Annotated in this window: 10 protein-coding genes and 1 tRNA gene; 7 read left to right on the top strand and 4 right to left on the bottom strand. The window is 66.1% G+C overall.

Going from position 1 to position 15,232, the window contains the following annotated elements; translation table 11 throughout:
* The 3 genes from Q0S71_RS05625 to Q0S71_RS05635 form a co-directional block, all read right to left on the bottom strand.
* Positions 1-446, bottom strand: a 446-nt coding sequence (locus Q0S71_RS05625) for an ERAP1-like C-terminal domain-containing protein (RefSeq protein WP_295992649.1), incomplete at its 3' end; no start/stop codon positions are given.
* Positions 447-449: 3 nt separating this feature from the next.
* Positions 450-1,853 (bottom strand): M1 family aminopeptidase, encoded by a 1,404-nt coding sequence (locus Q0S71_RS05630; RefSeq protein WP_295992652.1) that lies wholly within the window; start codon positions 1,851-1,853, stop codon positions 450-452.
* 93 nt (positions 1,854-1,946) lie between these two features.
* Positions 1,947-4,031, bottom strand: a complete 2,085-nt coding sequence (locus Q0S71_RS05635) for a S9 family peptidase (RefSeq protein ID WP_295992658.1) — start codon at positions 4,029-4,031, stop codon at positions 1,947-1,949.
* A 230-nt stretch (positions 4,032-4,261) separates the two neighbouring features.
* Here Q0S71_RS05635 and Q0S71_RS05640 point away from each other — a divergent pair, with 230 nt between their 5' ends.
* From Q0S71_RS05640 to Q0S71_RS05650, 3 genes are all read left to right on the top strand, one after another.
* Positions 4,262-7,711 (top strand): PAS domain S-box protein, encoded by a 3,450-nt coding sequence (locus Q0S71_RS05640; RefSeq protein ID WP_295992660.1) that lies wholly within the window; start codon positions 4,262-4,264, stop codon positions 7,709-7,711.
* An 85-nt stretch (positions 7,712-7,796) separates the two neighbouring features.
* Positions 7,797-8,666, top strand: coding sequence for a hypothetical protein (locus tag Q0S71_RS05645; RefSeq protein WP_295992663.1), 870 nt, complete (start codon positions 7,797-7,799; stop codon positions 8,664-8,666).
* Positions 8,663-9,067, top strand: a complete 405-nt coding sequence (locus Q0S71_RS05650) for a hypothetical protein (RefSeq protein WP_295992667.1) — start codon at positions 8,663-8,665, stop codon at positions 9,065-9,067. Before Q0S71_RS05645 ends, Q0S71_RS05650 begins: the two co-directional genes overlap by 4 nt.
* On the opposite strand, the gene Q0S71_RS05655 is transcribed toward Q0S71_RS05650, so the two are convergent.
* On the bottom strand, positions 9,058-9,816 hold the full coding sequence (locus tag Q0S71_RS05655; RefSeq protein ID WP_295992669.1) for an ABC transporter substrate-binding protein: 759 nt from the start codon (positions 9,814-9,816) through the stop codon (positions 9,058-9,060). The two genes, Q0S71_RS05650 and Q0S71_RS05655, sit on opposite strands and share 10 nt — an antisense overlap.
* A gap of 409 nt (positions 9,817-10,225) precedes the next feature.
* Here Q0S71_RS05655 and Q0S71_RS05660 point away from each other — a divergent pair, with 409 nt between their 5' ends.
* The 4 genes from Q0S71_RS05660 (at position 10,226) to Q0S71_RS05675 (ending at position 14,940) form a co-directional block, all read left to right on the top strand.
* A complete protein-coding gene (locus Q0S71_RS05660; protein WP_295992672.1) occupies positions 10,226-10,810 on the top strand; it encodes a hypothetical protein in 585 nt (194 codons plus the stop codon).
* Positions 10,811-10,933: 123 nt separating this feature from the next.
* Positions 10,934-13,291: a S9 family peptidase gene (locus tag Q0S71_RS05665; protein ID WP_295992674.1), complete on the top strand. Its 2,358-nt coding sequence runs from the start codon at positions 10,934-10,936 to the stop codon at positions 13,289-13,291.
* A 158-nt stretch (positions 13,292-13,449) separates the two neighbouring features.
* On the top strand, positions 13,450-14,811 hold the full coding sequence (locus Q0S71_RS05670; protein WP_295992676.1) for an alpha-amylase family glycosyl hydrolase: 1,362 nt from the start codon (positions 13,450-13,452) through the stop codon (positions 14,809-14,811).
* A gap of 53 nt (positions 14,812-14,864) precedes the next feature.
* A tRNA-Phe gene (locus Q0S71_RS05675) sits at positions 14,865-14,940 on the top strand.
* Positions 14,941-15,232: the final 292 nt, after the last annotated feature.

Raw genomic sequence — 15,232 nt, forward strand, 5'->3', positions numbered from 1 at the left:
TCGGCCGGCAGGTTGGCCATCACCGTGGCCAGAAAATCGTTGAGCGGCAGATGGCCATCGCGCACGCGGTCCCACAGGCTTTGCCACAGCATGGAGCGCAGCAGCGGATCGGCCACCTTGCCCAAGTCCTTACGCGCCGTCGCGAACGAACGCGGGTCCAGCTGCACCTTCACAAAACCCCAGTCCTGATAATTCGGATAGACCAGATCGGGACAGGCCGCGCCGTTCAATTCCGGCACCGCCGTGTTCTCGCCCTGGTAGGTGACGGCGACGTTGTTGGTCAGCGCCAGCTTGCCGCCCGCCAGCTTGAAGGCGGCCACCTGCACGCGCTGTTCGCGCAGCGTCGGCAGCGCGGCGGTGGCCGTTTGATGCAGCGTGAAGCCGGCGATCTTGCCGCCGGCGCAGCTGTATTTGGCCTCGATGCCGTCGACGCCGGCCTGGTACAACCACTACTGCGTCCACGGACCGAGGTCGCGGTGGGCCGCTTCGCCCAGGCTGCCGATGAAGTCATCGAGCGTGGCGTTCTGGTACGCGTACTTGACCAGATAGTTATGCACGCCCTCGCGGAACACGTCGGCGCCCAGCAGGTGGCGCAGCTGCATCAGCGTCGACGCGCCTTTCGAGTAGGTGATGGCGTCGATATTGTCGAAGGCGTTGGCCGTCGACGGCACCGCCACTTCGATCGGGTGCGTGGTCACGCGCTGGTCGGCCGCATAGGCCTGCTGCTTGCGGGTCGAATAAAAATGCTGCCACTCGTTTTTGAACTCGGTCGATTCGGCCGTGCCCAGGGTGCCCATGAAGGAGGCGAAGCTCTCGTTGAGCCACAAGCCGTTCCACCACTTCATCGTCACCAGGTCGCCGAACCACTGGTGCGCCATCTCGTGCATGATGACGCCGGCCAGGCTCGCGCTCTGCGCCGTCGTCATCGCCTCCGAATGCAGGAAGCCGCCTTCGGCGAAGGTGATCGCGGCCGAGTTTTCCATCGCGCCGTAGAGGAAATCCGGCACCAGCAGCTGGTCGTACTTCTCCCACTGGTAAGGCACGCCGAAGTAGTCGTCGAAGAAGGCCAGGCCGGCCTTGGTGTAGTTGAACCACAGCTGCGGCGCGATCTGCGCGGCCACCGACTGGCGCGCGAACAGCCGCATCGGATATTTGCCGCTGTCGTCTTCCCAGACCTTGTACGGGCCGGCGTGCATGGAGAAGTTATACGGACTGAGTTTTTTCGTGGCCGGGAAGGTCCAGCGTTTGAAGTCGCCGGCCGGCGTCACCGACGTTTCGCGCTTGGCCGAGATGACGGTCCAATCGGGCGGTGCCGTCACCGTGATCTGGTAGCTGGCCTTCAAATCCGGCTGGTCGAACAGCGCGAACATCTGGTGCGCGGCGGCCGGCTCGAAGTGCGAGTAGGTGTAGACCTTGCCGTCGGCCGGGTCGACCATGCGGTGCAGGCCTTCGCCGTTGGTGCTGTGCAGGCGCGTGTAGCTGACCGCGACCACGTTGCGGCCCTGGCGCAGGTCCTGCGGCGCGATCGTCAGGAACCAGCCGTTGTACTGCGGCGCGACGCTCTTGCCGTTGACGGTCAGCGCCGTGATGTCGGCCTTATCGAGGTCGATGGTGAGCGCGGCGGCGGCGTCGTTCAAGTCGAAATGCAGTTCGCTGGTGCCGGAAAAACTCTCCTTGCCGGTCAGCGCGAATTGCAGCACGTAGTCGACATTGCTGACGCGGGCCGAACGCGCGGCGGCATCGGCTTGCGACAGATAGCTGTTGGCGGCCCGCGGCGCTTCGGCGGCGCCGGCGTTGACGAGGAAGGCCGAGGCGACGGCCAGCGCGGCGATGCGGGAAACGATGGATTTCAAATCGATGTCCTTGATTATTTGATAAATGATTTAGACAGAAAAACGCCCGCTGCGGTGAGGCTGGCGGGCGTCGGTTTTTTTATTATCGAGCGGTCAGTTTTTCTGCTCCGGCTTCAGATAGGTATCGAGCCAGTTGAGCACCGTGTGATGCCACAGCACCGAGTTGGCCGGCTTCAGCACCCAGTGGTTTTCATCGGGGAAGAACAGCAGCTTGCTCGGGATGCCGCGGCGCTGCAGCGCGTCGAAGGCGCCCAGGCCCTGCGTGGTCGGGATGCGGAAGTCCAGGTCGCCCTGCACCACCAGCATCGGGGTCTTCCAGTTTTTCACGTAGTTGACCGGGTTGAATTTCTCGTGGTTGGCCGGCACGTCGTAATAGGTGCCGCCGTTTTCCCACTCGACGAACCACTGCTCTTCCGACGCGTAAGCCATGCCGCGGTTATCGAACACGCCGTCGTGGTTGACGATGCAGCGGAAGCCGTCGGACCAGTTACCCTCGATCCAGTTCATCATATAGCCGCCGTAGGACGCGCCCAGCGCGCAGCTGCGCTCGCGGTCCAGCCACGGGAATTTCGCGCTCGCCGCGGCCAAGCCTTTTTTCAAGTCTTCCAGCGGCGCGCCGCCCCAGTCGCCGCTGATGGCGTCCGTGAACTTCTGGCCGTAGCCGGTCGAACCGTGGAAATCGATCATCACGGCGGCGTAGCCGGCGCCGGCGTAGACCTGCGGATTCCAGCGGTAGCTCCACGAGTTGCCGAAGCTGCCCTGCGGGCCGCCGTGCACCAGGAAGGCGACCGGATATTTTTCACCGGCCCTGGCGTTCCACGGCTTGACCACGTAGCCGTGCACGATGTCGCCCTTGGCGCCCTCGAACGAAAACTGCTCGTAGTCGCCGAAGCGCACGTCGGCCAGCGCCTGTTCGTTCAGGTGCGTCAGCTGGGTGGCCTTGGCGGCGTCGGCGCCGAGCTTCATCTTGAACAGCTGCGCGGCCGACGACAACTTGGCCTGCTCGATGATGAGCGTATCGTGTTTGGCGTCGAAGCCGGCGACGGCGCCCGGCACGCTGATCGGCGTGACCTTGCCGCTGGCCGCGTCCATAGCGAACAGGCGGTGCTGGCCGACGTCGTCGGCCGTCACCAGCAGCGATTTGCCGTCCGGCGCCCAGTTGTAGTTGGCGATGGAGCGGTCCCACTGGTCGGCCAGCGTGTGCTTCTTGCCGGTGGCGACATCCATCAGCACCATGTGGAAGCGGTCGGCCTCGAAGCCGGGCCGCGTCATGGCCAGATAGGCCAGGGTGCGGCCGTCCGGCGAGTAAATCGGATTGCTGTCCCAGGCCGGATTGTCGGCAGTGAGGTTTTGCGGCGCGCCGCCGGCGGCCGGCACCGAGTAGACGTCGAAGTTGGTCGACCAGGCTTCGGTCTGGCCGGCGATGCGCGCGGCGAAGACGATGGTTTTGCCGTCGGGGCTGAAGTGGTATTCCTCGTGGTCGCCGTAGGGCTTGGACGGCACGTCGCCGTCCAGGGTGCCGGTCAGGCTGACCGGGGCGGCGCTGACGCGGCCCGTGCTATCGATGGGCGCCGAGTACAGCACGGCGTTGCGGCCGTCGTTCCAGGTGTCCCAGTGGCGCACGAATTCGCGGTCGAAGAGCTGGCCGCTCGATTTGGTCTTCGCTTTCTCGTCGAGGCGCGCCTTGGTGCAGGCCAGGTCGGCGCAGTCGCGGTAGACGGCCAGGCTCAGGGCCAGGCGGTCGCCCTGCGGCGAGAGGCGGAAATTGTCGACGTCGAGCGCCAGGTCGGTGACCTTGGCCGCTTCGCCGCCGCTCAAGGGCAGGCGCCACACCTGCGAACTGCCCGCGCGCGCGGACAGGAAGTAGATGGCGTCGCCGCTCGGCGACCATTCGGGATCGCTGCTGCTGGCGTCATTCTGGGTCAGGCGCTGCGGCACCGGCTTGGCGGCGCGCAGGTCGAGCATCCACAGCTGCGTGTTGCCGCGGTTCTTGTCCATATTGGTCGAGCGCACCGTGTAGACCAGCTTGGTGGCGTCGGGCGACAGCACCGGGCTGCCGACGCGCTCCATGTTGACCATATCCTCGACGGTGAAACCGCGCGGCGCGGCCAGCACGGTGCTGGTCGCCAGCGCGGTGGCCGCCATCGCGGTCCCTAACAGCAGCAGACGTAATGTCATTCGTAATCTCCGACGTTGTAAAAAAAATACCGGCGTGGCGCCGGTGGCCGGACATGATACCAAGTCTGGCCCCGGGCGCGCAAAAACCGGCCGCAATGCCGCGACACCGGGACAACAGCGGGACCATGGCGGCCAAGCGCTCCGTGACAGCGGCACGGTTACGATTTACACTGTCCGAGCTTCACCAGCGCCGGCCAGTGGCCGGTTCCGCAGCGCGGTCGGGAGGATGGATGTCCTTGCACCAGGTCTTGTGCCTCACGTTCGCAGCACATCGGCGCCGGCTGGCCGCGCTGTTGTGCGCCTGCGTTTTCGGCGGCGTCCTTGGCCACGCCCGCGCCGCGCAAGTCGCCGCCACCGCGCCGGCGGCCCCTACCAGGAGCGTGCTGGTACTGGCCTCGACCAACTACGGCAATACCGGCATCGAACTTTATATCAGCAGCATGATGCGCGAACTGAACGCGCATGGCGTGCCGCTGGTCGACATCCACGTCGAAGCGCTGGACCTGCTGCGCTATCCGCAAGCGGCGTATCGCGAACAACTGCGCCAGCTGCTGGCCGTGAAATACGCCGGCCGCCGGGTCGACGCCGTGGTCGTGCTCCAGCTGCCGGCGCTGTCCTTCATCCTGCACGAAGGCCGCATGCTGGCGCCGCACGCGCCGGTGCTGGCGGCGTTGACGGCCATGCCGCCGGAGGTGGCCGACGATACGCGCGACTTCGTGTTCCAGCTGCCGCGCCTCGATTTCGCCGGCACGCTGCGGCGGGCGCTGGAACTGTACCCGGCCACCCGGCGCGTGATGGTGCTGAGCGGGGCCAGCGAGATCGAGCGCCAGCGCCTGCCCGACATCCGCCGCCAGCTGGCGCCGTGGCGGGACCGGCTGGCCATCGACTACAGCGACGGCCGGCCACTGGACCAGGTGGTGCGGCAGCTGGCGGCGGCGCCACCCGACACCATCGCCATCAGCAGCGGCTATTCGCGCGACGACAACGGCCAGGTCTACGTGCCGGGCGATTCCCTGCGCCGCATGGCGGCGCTCTCGCGGGCGCCGGTCTTCACTTTCTACGAAACGAGTCTGGGGCCGAATGTCCTCGGCGGCATGATGGCCGACTTCACCGCCACCGGCGCCGACATGGCGCGCGCGGTCCTGAGCACGGCGCCGCGCGCCCACGTGTCGGAATTGCCGACCGCCGTGCGGCCGTATTTCGACTTGCGGCAGATGCGGCTCTGGCGCGCCGACCCGGACCGGCTGCCCGCCGGCACCGTGTTCGTCAACCGGCCGGTGACCTTGTGGAGCCAGTACCGCTACTTCGTCGTCGCCAGCGGCGTGACCATCGTGCTGCTGTCGGCGATGCTGTTGGCGCTGGCGTGGCAAAACCGGCGCCGGCGCGCGGCCGAACGCGCGCAGGCGCTCAGCGAGGCGCACTACCGGCGCCAGATCGAACAGGCGCCGGAGGCCATCGTCGTCGTCGACTTCGACCAGCGCCGCATCCTCGACGCCAATCCGAGCGCGGAACGGCTGTTCGGCGTCGACCGCGCCACGCTGACCGCCAGCTGGATCACCGACTACTATGCGCCGCTGCAGCCGGACGGCCGCTCCCTCGACGACAGCATGGGCGATCATCTGGAACAGGCGCTGGCCGGCCAGGAGATCCTGTTCGAGCGCAACGTGCGCACGGCCGACGGCCGCATCGCGCTGTGCGAAGTGCGGGTGGCGACGATGGGCGATCCGCAGCGCCAGATCACGCGCGCCAGCATGGTCGACATCACCGAGCGGCGGCGCCAGGAGCAGCTCACGCGCCAGCTGCTGGCCGAAAACCAGACCATGCTGCGCAACGCCATGGTCGGCATCTGCCACTTGAAGGACCGCCGTTTCGTGTCCTGCAACCGCAAGCTCGAACAGCTGTTCGGCTATGGTCCGGGCGAGATGAATGGCCTGTCGACCCGGGTTTATTATGTGACCGACGCCGACTACGAAGCGACCGGCGCACTGATTTACCCGCAACTGGCCACGGGCCTCAACTACGGCGCCGAAATGGAATTGCGGCGCAAGGACGGCAGCGTGTTCTGGAGCGAGGTGGCCGGCTGCGCCATCGACCCGGCGCGGCCGCAGGACGGCAGCATCTGGATTTATTCCGACGTCACCGAGCGCCGCCTGGCGCAGCAGGAATTGCTGGCCCACCGCGACCATCTGGAGGAGCTGGTCGACCAGCGCACGGCGGCCATGGTGGCGGCGCTGGGCCAGGCCGAGGCGGCCAACCGCGCCAAGAGCACCTTCCTGGCCAATATGAGCCACGAGCTGCGCACGCCGCTCAACGCGGTGATCGGCTTTTCGCGGCTGATGGCGCGCGCCGGCACGCTCAGCGACGAGCAGCGGCGCAACCTCGAAATCATCAACCGCGCCGGCAACCACCTGCTGACCCTCATCAACGAAGTGCTGACGCTGTCGAAAATCGACGCCGGCCATTTGCAGCTGAGCGAGGAGGAGACCGATCCGCGCCTGCTGCTCAACGACGTGGTCGAGCTGCTGCACGGGCGCGCCACGCAGGCCGGCCTGACGCTGGCGCTGGAAATGGACGGCCTTCCGGCGGCGGTGCGGGTGGACGCCATCAAGCTGCGGCAGGTGCTGCTTAATCTGGTCAGCAACGCCATCAAGTTCACGGCGCGCGGCGGCGTGCGGCTGCTGGCCCACGCGCACGGCGCCGCGCGCGAGGACGGCGCCGTCGCCATCACCTTCGAGGTGATCGACAGCGGCATCGGCGTGGCGCAGGCCGACCAGCTCAGCATCTTCGAGCCCTTCGTGCAAATGAATACGCCGGCGCGCAACGCCGGCACCGGCCTGGGACTGGCGATCTCGCGCCAGTATCTGCAACTGATGGGCGGCGCGCTGACGCTGGAATCGACGCCGGGACTGGGCGCGCGCTTTTGCTTCACGCTGACGCTGATGCCGGCGCAGTCCACGGCGGCGCCGGACGCCATGGGCGCGGACGCGCCGCTGCCGACGGCGGCCGCGCAGGGACGCCGCATCCTAATCGCCGAAGACAATCCCGACGCGCGCCTGCTGCTGCAGCAGCTGCTGCGACCGCTGGGCTTCGAGCTGGCCGAGGCGCACGACGGCCTGGCGGCGGTGGCGCTGGCCGCCACGTTCGCGCCGGAACTCATCATCATCGACTGGCGCATGCCCGGCATCGACGGCCTGGAAGCGGTGCGCCGCATCCGCGCCGACGTCGCCGCGCGCCGGCCGCAGGAGCGGCCGCCCTACTTCGTCATGCTGACGGCGACCGCGTTCGCGGAGCAGGAGCGCGAAGCGGTGGAGCTGGGCGTGCACACCTTCCTGCGCAAGCCCTTGCAGGAAACGGCCTTGTACGCGGCGCTGGAACAGGGACTGTGCCTGCGCTTCGAGCGCGCCCGCGATGGACGCGGCGCGGCGCCCGGCGACGCTGCGCGCAACGGTGTGAATAACTCGCCGCCGCTGACGCGCGCCGCGCTGGCCGTGCTGCCGGAGGCGCTGCGCGAGGCCTTGCAGGTGGCGGTGCGGGAACTGAACCAGGCGCGCATGGCCGCCGTCATCGCGCTGATCGGCGAACAGGATGGCGCGCTGGCGGCGGCCATCGGCGCGATGGCCGCCGCCTTCCAGTGCCGCGAACTCGATGCGCTGCTCCAGCGCGAACCGGTGCGGGCCTAGCGCCAAGGCGCACTTCAATTGTGCGTTGCGGCGGCGCGCTTGCCGCTATCATCGAGTCGGAAATTCAAGACGGCTTGAGGCACTCATGATCTGGACCACGACGCGGCGACGATGGGCGATGGCGGCTTTGCTGGCCGCTGGCGCCGCGCCGTCGGCCGCGCCGGCGCGGCAAGCGTCGACGCCACCATCGACGCAATCATCGGCGCCGGCCGATTCCGCGCAAGTCATCACCATCCATTCCACCCGCGACCCGGTCGACAAATCCTATCGCCGGATGCTGGACGGGATGGACCGTTTCGAACGCCAGCACCAGCTGGCGCCCGGCGCCGTGCTGCGTTTCCGCCTGCTGCCACGGCTGCCCGGCGTGCGCATGGACGGCATCACGATGAAAATCGTCGGCGACACCATCGCGCTGCCGGTGCCGCTGGCGGCCGACAACAGCTTCACGCTGCCGCGTAACGCGCAGGCGCTGCGCGAGGACGCGGCGCTGATCGCCAGCCGCAAAACCAGCAGCATGACGTGGCGCGCCGACGTGCGCAGTCCCGGCGTGCCGGCCGGGATGCGCCGCCTCGGCGACCTGCGGCTGGAGTGCCTGGTCGGCATGGAGGCCGGCCTGGTGTCGAACGCGCAGCCGCTGTTCGCGTGGCTGGGCCGCCTGCTGACCGATCCCGACCAGGTCTGCTCGGCGGCCGACGGCAACTACCTGTTCTTCGCCGAGCGGCCGCTGTTCGGCGTGACGCTGCAAGCGGGCGCGCGCCGCGCCACGCTGCCGTTCCGCATGCTGTACGCGGGCGGCACGCAGACCGACCAGACGTTGCCGTTTTGCGACTGCCAGGTGCTGCTCGACCGCACCTACTACGCGCCGCTGTGGGATCGCAGCTGGCCGGACGATACGCTGCTCGACTTCGAGTTCATCGACGATGCGGCGCCCGCCGCGCCGTCCGCCGCGCCATGAAGCGCACCTTATGGCATATGGCGCGCTTGGTGAAGCGGCGCCGCGCCGCGGCGGCCTTTGCTCCGCCCTTGACGCTGGCGCTGATGCTGGCGCTGTCTCTGGCCGGCTGCGCGATGACGGCGCCGGCCACGCCGCCGCTGGCGCTGGAGCGCCTGGAGCACAGCCTGGTCGTCGGCCAGACCAGCGCCGCGCAAGCGCGGGCGGCGCTGGGCGAGCCGGCGCTGGCCGTGAAATTCGACAGCGGCGTCCAGGTCTGGCTGTATGAATATGCGGCGTCCGGCAGCGCGCCGGCCGCCGCCGGCCAGCCACGGAACGGCGAGTATGTGGTGCTGTTCAGCGCCGACGGCATCATCCAGAAGATACGCCGGCGCGCGCCCGATGGAGGCGGCCGTCAGCGGTAGCGGTCGAGCAGCGTCTGGATGCTGCCGTCGCCGACCAGTCCATTGATGGCGCGGTCGACCTGCGCGAACGGCAGCGTCGACTTGAGCGAGAACGCGCATTGCGCCTTGAAGCTGTTGAACACGATGTCGCTGCGCAGATGCGCCTGCGGGTCCATGCGCATGCGGTAGCTCAGCGTGGCCGGTTCGGTCAGCGCGTATTGCATGCGGCCGATGTCGAGCTTGCGGAAATTGTGTTCCATGGTCGGCGCGTCGTCGCGCGCGAAGTGGCTGCCGAGCGCCGCTTCGATTTCCGGATAGCGGTAGCCGGTAATGGTGCCGACAGGCTTGTCGGCCAGGTCGGCGATCGTGCGCAGCACCGGCGCGTCGCCGCGCGCGACGACGATGCCGCCGTTGGCGATCAGCGGCTGGCTCCAGTGGTAACTGCCGGTGAGCCAGTTGGGCAGCACGTAACAGACGGCGTCGGCCTGCCCGCTGCTGAGGGTGTCGCTGACGCGGCGGCTGGGCCGGCTGATGAACACGGGGCGCCGTCCCAGCCGCTGCGCGATCAGTTCGCCGAGATCCTTGAGCATGCCCCCGCTCAGTTCGCCGTTCTCGAACCGCGCCATCGGCATGGCGTGGTTGGTCGGGGCGATGAAGACCAGCGGCGGCGGTTCGGCCGCGACATTGGCGTTGGCGCTGGCCGTTGCGTTGGCGTCCATCCCGGCGGCGGCGATCATCAACAAGGGGAGCAGGCGTAAAACAAATCTCATGGTTGGAGCGGGCCGGCTGGCAAGATGGATGAAGTTGCAAGATAGTGTACGCGATCTCCGAAAAATGTTCCCCAACGACAAACTTTTGAAACAAAGGGCGTATATTCAGGCCCGGAATCGGTTCATAATGGCAAGTCCAAGCGCTCCCATCGCTACCTTTTTCGCCAGGCTTGATGGTCGCACAATGGTTTTTTCAAGGTGGAAATGACCGTTCGCGCAGCGCCAGTTTGCCTTCATGTTTTACCCTGATGTCTTCATGTGTACGGCACCGATTTTTTGTGAAAAATTGTAAAAGAGACGTCACCGGAGACGGCTTCGGCGCTAAGGTAGCCCCTTCTCGCCAGGCACGTCGACCAGCACGCCGCGCACCCGTGGTCACACGTCACTCGCGTAATACAGGGAAACCGCCATGCTCACTGCCACCTATGTTTTGTTGACGCTGTCGATAGAGCAAAAGAAAGAACGCCACTTCATTTCGCGCCTGCTGCAATACGTGCAGAACAATGCGCGCCGGCCGCAGGAAATCGATCCCGTGTATATCGAATCGCAGCTCGAGGAACTGACCCGTTTCGCCGAGGCGCGCCACCAGGGCAAGGTCGAAAGCTGCCTGATGCCGGCCGTGCGCAACGCCACGCGCGACGCCGCCGACATGATGGCCGACCTGGAGGCGCTGACGCGCATCGGCAACCTCATCTTGCGCTCGGTGCGCAAATGCCTGCGCCGCACCTTGCGCCGCAGCACCATGCAGGGCAAGTTCCTGTGCCGCACCATCGACATGTATTGCCACAATCTGCTCAAGCGGCTGGAAAAAGAAGAACAGGAATTGCTGCCGCTGGCGCAGCGCGTCATTTCCAGCGAAGAATGGTTCGAAATCGGCAGCATGTTTTTGACGCACGACGCCCGCAACGACCAGCCGTGCAGCGAGCCGCAATATGCCGGCCTGCGGCCGACCGGCGCCATGCATCGCGGCATCGTGTTCACGGTGCTGCGCTAGGCCGATTTAGTTCCATGGCGCTCCCCGCTCGCTGTTTGTTTCGCTTAAGACATACATAGGCTAGAATTTGGCTCGCGTGGCGCATGCCACGCTTCCGATTCCCCCTCTCAAAGCGAAATCACGATGCGTTTTGCACCTCCTCTGTTAGCCGCCGCGCTGGCCCTCGCCGCCGCGGCCACCACCGCCGCCACCCCGATCACGCTGGACCAGGCCATGGCCCATCCCGACTGGATAGGCTCGCCCGTCGAATCGGCCTGGTGGGGCTGGGACAGCCGCCAGCTGTACTTCAAGCAAAAGCGCATCGGCTCGGCGCTGCATGACACCTACGCCGTCGCCGCCGGCGCCAGCAAACTGGTGGGCGACGCCCAGCTGGCCAATCTCGACAGCGCCAACATGGTCTACAACCGCGACCACACGCGCGCCATCGTGCTGCGCAACGGCGACCTGTTCGAGCGCGACCTGAAAAACGGCGCGCTGGTGCAGATCGTGCGCGGCAGCGCCGCCGCCGTCGATCCGCAGTACGCGGCCGACGGCGCCCACGTGCAATTTCGCGTCGGCAACGACTGGTTCAGCTGGAGCCGCAGCGAGCGCCTGGTGTCGCCGGTCGCCCTGCTGCGCCTGAGCAAGGACCCGGACGCCGCGCCCGAGGCCGACGGCCTGCGCGACATGCAGCTGCGCCTGATGACCACGCTGGCCCGCCAGAAAACCGAGCGCGACGAGAAACGCGCGCAAGGCAACGAGGAACGCCACGCCGACGCCACCCGCGCGCCGCTGCCCGTGTATCTGGGCGAAAAGCTCACGCTCAACGGCAGCGCCCTGTCGCCGGACGGCCGCTACCTGATCGTCGTCACCTCCGACAAGGACGGCGACAAGGGCAGCAAGGACAAGATGGCCAAGTACGTCACCGAGTCCGGCTTCGAGGAAGCGGTCGACCAGCGCCACCGCGTGGCCCACGACGGCCCCGTGCCGCAGATGGTCAAGCTGGTCGACCTGGCCGACCGTTCCATCCACGAGCTGTCGTACGACGTGCTGCCCGGCATCGCGGTCGATCCGCTGGCCGCGCTGCGCAAGGCGCAAAAGCTCGACGAGCTCAAGGGCAACCGCACCGTGCGCGTCGATCCCGAAGACGGCGTGGTGCAGTGGAACCGCAGCGGCACCGAGGCCGCGCTGATGTTGCGCGCCATCGACAACAAGGACCGCTGGATCGCCACCATCGACCTGGCCAAGGCTACCCTCAAGCCCGTGCACCATTTGACGGACGAGGCCTGGATCAACTACCGCGGCAACGACTTCGGCTGGCTGCCGGACAACCATACGCTGTGGTTCATGTCGGAAGAAAGCGGCTATTCCCACCTGTACACGCTGGGCGCCGACGGCAAGTCGCACGCCGTGACGTCGGGCAAGTGGGAGGCGAGCCACGTCGAATGGAACGCCGACGCCAGCCGCGCCTACTTCCTGTGCAATCCGAAACTGCCGGGCACCTACGAGGTGTGCGCCGTCGCGCCCAAGGACGGCGTGCTGCACGAGCTGAGCCGCCTGCACGGCGTGGAAGACTTTTCGCTGTCGCCGGACGGCGCCAAGCTGCTGGTGCGCTACTCGAGCGCCTACCTGCCGCCGCAGATCGCGACGCTGTCGTCGGCCGGCTGCGCCGCCACCGTGCTGACCGACACCCGCACGGCCGACTACAAGGCGCGCGAGTGGATACAGCCGCAAATCGTCGCGGTACCGTCGAGCCACGGCGCCGATCCCGTGTGGGCCAAGCTCTACCGTCCCGCCACGCTGGAGGCCGGCAAGAAATACCCCATCGTCATGTTCGTGCACGGCGCCGGCTATCTGCAAAACGTCAGCGAGCGCTACCCGAACTATTTCCGCGAACAGATGTTCCACAACCTGCTGGTGGCGCGCGGCTACGTCGTGCTCGACATGGATTACCGCGCCTCCGAGGGTTACGGCCGCAACTGGCGCACGGCGATTTACCGCCAGATGGGCCATCCCGAGCTGGACGACTACATCGACGGCGTCAACTGGATGGTCGCCCAGCAACAGGGCGACGCGCACAACGTCGGCATCTACGGCGGCAGCTACGGCGGCTTCATGACCTTCATGGCGCTGATGCGGGCGCCGGACGTGTTCAAGTCGGGCGCGGCGCTGCGTCCGGTGTCGGACTGGACCAGCTACAACCACGACTACACGGCCAACATCCTGAACACGCCGGCCATCGATCCGGAAGCGTATAAAACCTCGTCGCCGATCGAGTACGCGGCCAATTTGCGCGGCAACCTGCTGATCGCCCACGGCATGGTCGACGACAACGTGTTTTACCAGGATTCGGTGCGCATGGCGCAGCGCCTGATCGAGCTGAAAAAAGATCACTGGGAAATGGCCAGCTATCCGGTCGAGCGCCACGGCTTCGTGCAGCCGGAAAGCTGGTACGACGAATACCGCCGCATCTATGAGTTGTTTGAGCGCACGCTGAAGTAAGCGTCACCGCCGCCGCGCCGCTGCAACCCTGGTTGCGGCGCTGTCGGTTCCATACCACGCGCCCGCTTTTCGAAGCGGGCGCGGGCGTTTTGGGCCGGCGTTCTGCCGTACAATTTCAATGCAACTGTATCAAAAACACATAACAACGAAAGAGACTCATGAGACTTAGCACCCGCTTGCTGACGCAAGCCCTGTTCGCCCTGTGCGCGGCCGTTCCCCTCGCCGCCTCGGCCCAGCTGGTCAGCCAGCTGAACCCATCGAGCGTCGGCCTGCACCCGGGCGCCGACCACCTGCCGTGGACCCGCAGCGCCACCATCTATGAAATCAATGTGCGCCAATACAGCAAGGAAGGCACGTTCACCGCCGTCAGCAACGACCTCGGCCGCATCAAGGCGATGGGCGTCGACATCCTGTGGCTAATGCCCATCCACCCGATCGGCGAGCGCAACCGCAAAGGCCCGCTGGGCAGCTACTACGCCGTGCAAAACTACACCGCCGTCAATCCCGAATTCGGCACCCTGAACGACTTTCGCGCCCTGGTCCAGCACGCGCACCGGCTCGGCATGCACGTGATCCTGGACTGGGTCGGCAACCACACGGCCTGGGACAACCCGTGGGCCACCGAACATCCCGACTGGTACAAGAAAAACGACAAGGGCGAGATCTACCCGGTCACCTTCAAGAACGATGCGGGCGCCACCGAATCGTGGGCCGACGTCATCGGCCTCGATTTCAACCGGCAGGGACTGTGGCAAGGCATGACCGACGCCATGGCCTACTGGGTGCGCGAAACCGACGTCGACGGCTTCCGCTGCGACGCCGCCGGCCTGGTGCCTACCGCCTTCTGGGACCACGCGCGCGCCGAGCTCGACAAGATCAAGCCGATGTTCATGCTGGCCGAATGGAACGAGCCCGCGCTGCACGAGCACGCCTTCGACATGACTTACGCGTGGGACTTGAGCGACATCCTGAAGAAAATCGGCAAGGGCAAGGCCGGCGCCGACGAGCTGCGCGCCTGGGTCCGCAACCCGCCCAAAGCCTATCCGCGCAGCGCCTACCGCATGCTGTTCACCAACAACCACGACATCAACACCTGGGACGGCACGGATGGCGAACTGTACGGCCCCGCCTACCAGGCGCTGGCGGTGCTGACGTTCACGCTGCCGGGCATGCCGCTGATTTACGACGGCCAGGAAACGGGCATGAGCCAGCGCCTCGAATTCTTCAAGAAAGATCCCATCCTGTGGAACAAGAACTCGGAACTGCCCGCGTTCTACACCGGCCTGATCGCGCTGAAAAAGCACAATCCGGCGCTGTGGAATGGCCAGTACGGCGGCGACATCACCCTGCTCGACGCCAGCAGCAGCCAGGTGTTCGCCTTCCAGCGCCAGCTGGAAGCGAATGTGGTGCGGGTGATCGTCAACCTGTCGGGCGCGCCGCAGCAATACGCGCTGCCGGGCGAAGCCCACCCGGCGCCTCTGCCAGCGTGGAGCTGGCGCATCATCACGCCGGAACACTGATTGCAGGCCGGGCCTAGCCAAGGCCGCGCCCGGCCTGCTATAATCGTCGCCTTGGCCTGGTAGCTCAGTTGGTAGAGCAGAGGATTGAAAATCCTTGTGTCGGTGGTTCGATTCCGCCCCGGGCCACCAAGAATAAGCAATAAAATCAAAGAGTTACGTGAATTTTCCCGTAGCTCTTTTTTACGTCCTTAGAAAAGGTAGCCTATAGGTAGGATTGCTGGCCGCATTCGGCCTCTCTGCGGGCTATCCATTCCGCTACTCCGACATGCACGAACCTATACTTAAGGGTACCTCTAGAAACCTATCCTGCCGTTCGCAGGTTCGGTAAAATTCTGGCATCAGCCCGCGACCAATGAATACCACAATGATGAAGCCCCGGATCAGCCTGTTTGCCGAACATGAACGCGAAGACCGTCGTACC

The organism is Rugamonas sp., assembly GCF_025354735.1.
In the GTDB taxonomy this organism is placed as follows: Bacteria; Pseudomonadota; Gammaproteobacteria; order Burkholderiales; family Burkholderiaceae_D; genus Rugamonas.

Excerpts from the sequence above, each read along its gene's own strand:
- Q0S71_RS05635 (WP_295992658.1), bottom strand. The coding sequence starts at position 4,031 with ATGACATTACGTCTGCTGCTGTTAGGGACCGCGATGGCGGCCACCGCG.
- Q0S71_RS05640 (WP_295992660.1), top strand. The coding sequence starts at position 4,262 with ATGTCCTTGCACCAGGTCTTGTGCCTCACGTTCGCAGCACATCGGCGC.
- Q0S71_RS05645 (WP_295992663.1), top strand. The coding sequence starts at position 7,797 with ATGATCTGGACCACGACGCGGCGACGATGGGCGATGGCGGCTTTGCTG.
- Q0S71_RS05650 (WP_295992667.1), top strand. The coding sequence starts at position 8,663 with ATGAAGCGCACCTTATGGCATATGGCGCGCTTGGTGAAGCGGCGCCGC.
- Q0S71_RS05655 (WP_295992669.1), bottom strand. The coding sequence starts at position 9,816 with ATGAGATTTGTTTTACGCCTGCTCCCCTTGTTGATGATCGCCGCCGCC.
- Q0S71_RS05660 (WP_295992672.1), top strand. The coding sequence starts at position 10,226 with ATGCTCACTGCCACCTATGTTTTGTTGACGCTGTCGATAGAGCAAAAG.
- Q0S71_RS05665 (WP_295992674.1), top strand. The coding sequence starts at position 10,934 with ATGCGTTTTGCACCTCCTCTGTTAGCCGCCGCGCTGGCCCTCGCCGCC.
- Q0S71_RS05670 (WP_295992676.1), top strand. The coding sequence starts at position 13,450 with ATGAGACTTAGCACCCGCTTGCTGACGCAAGCCCTGTTCGCCCTGTGC.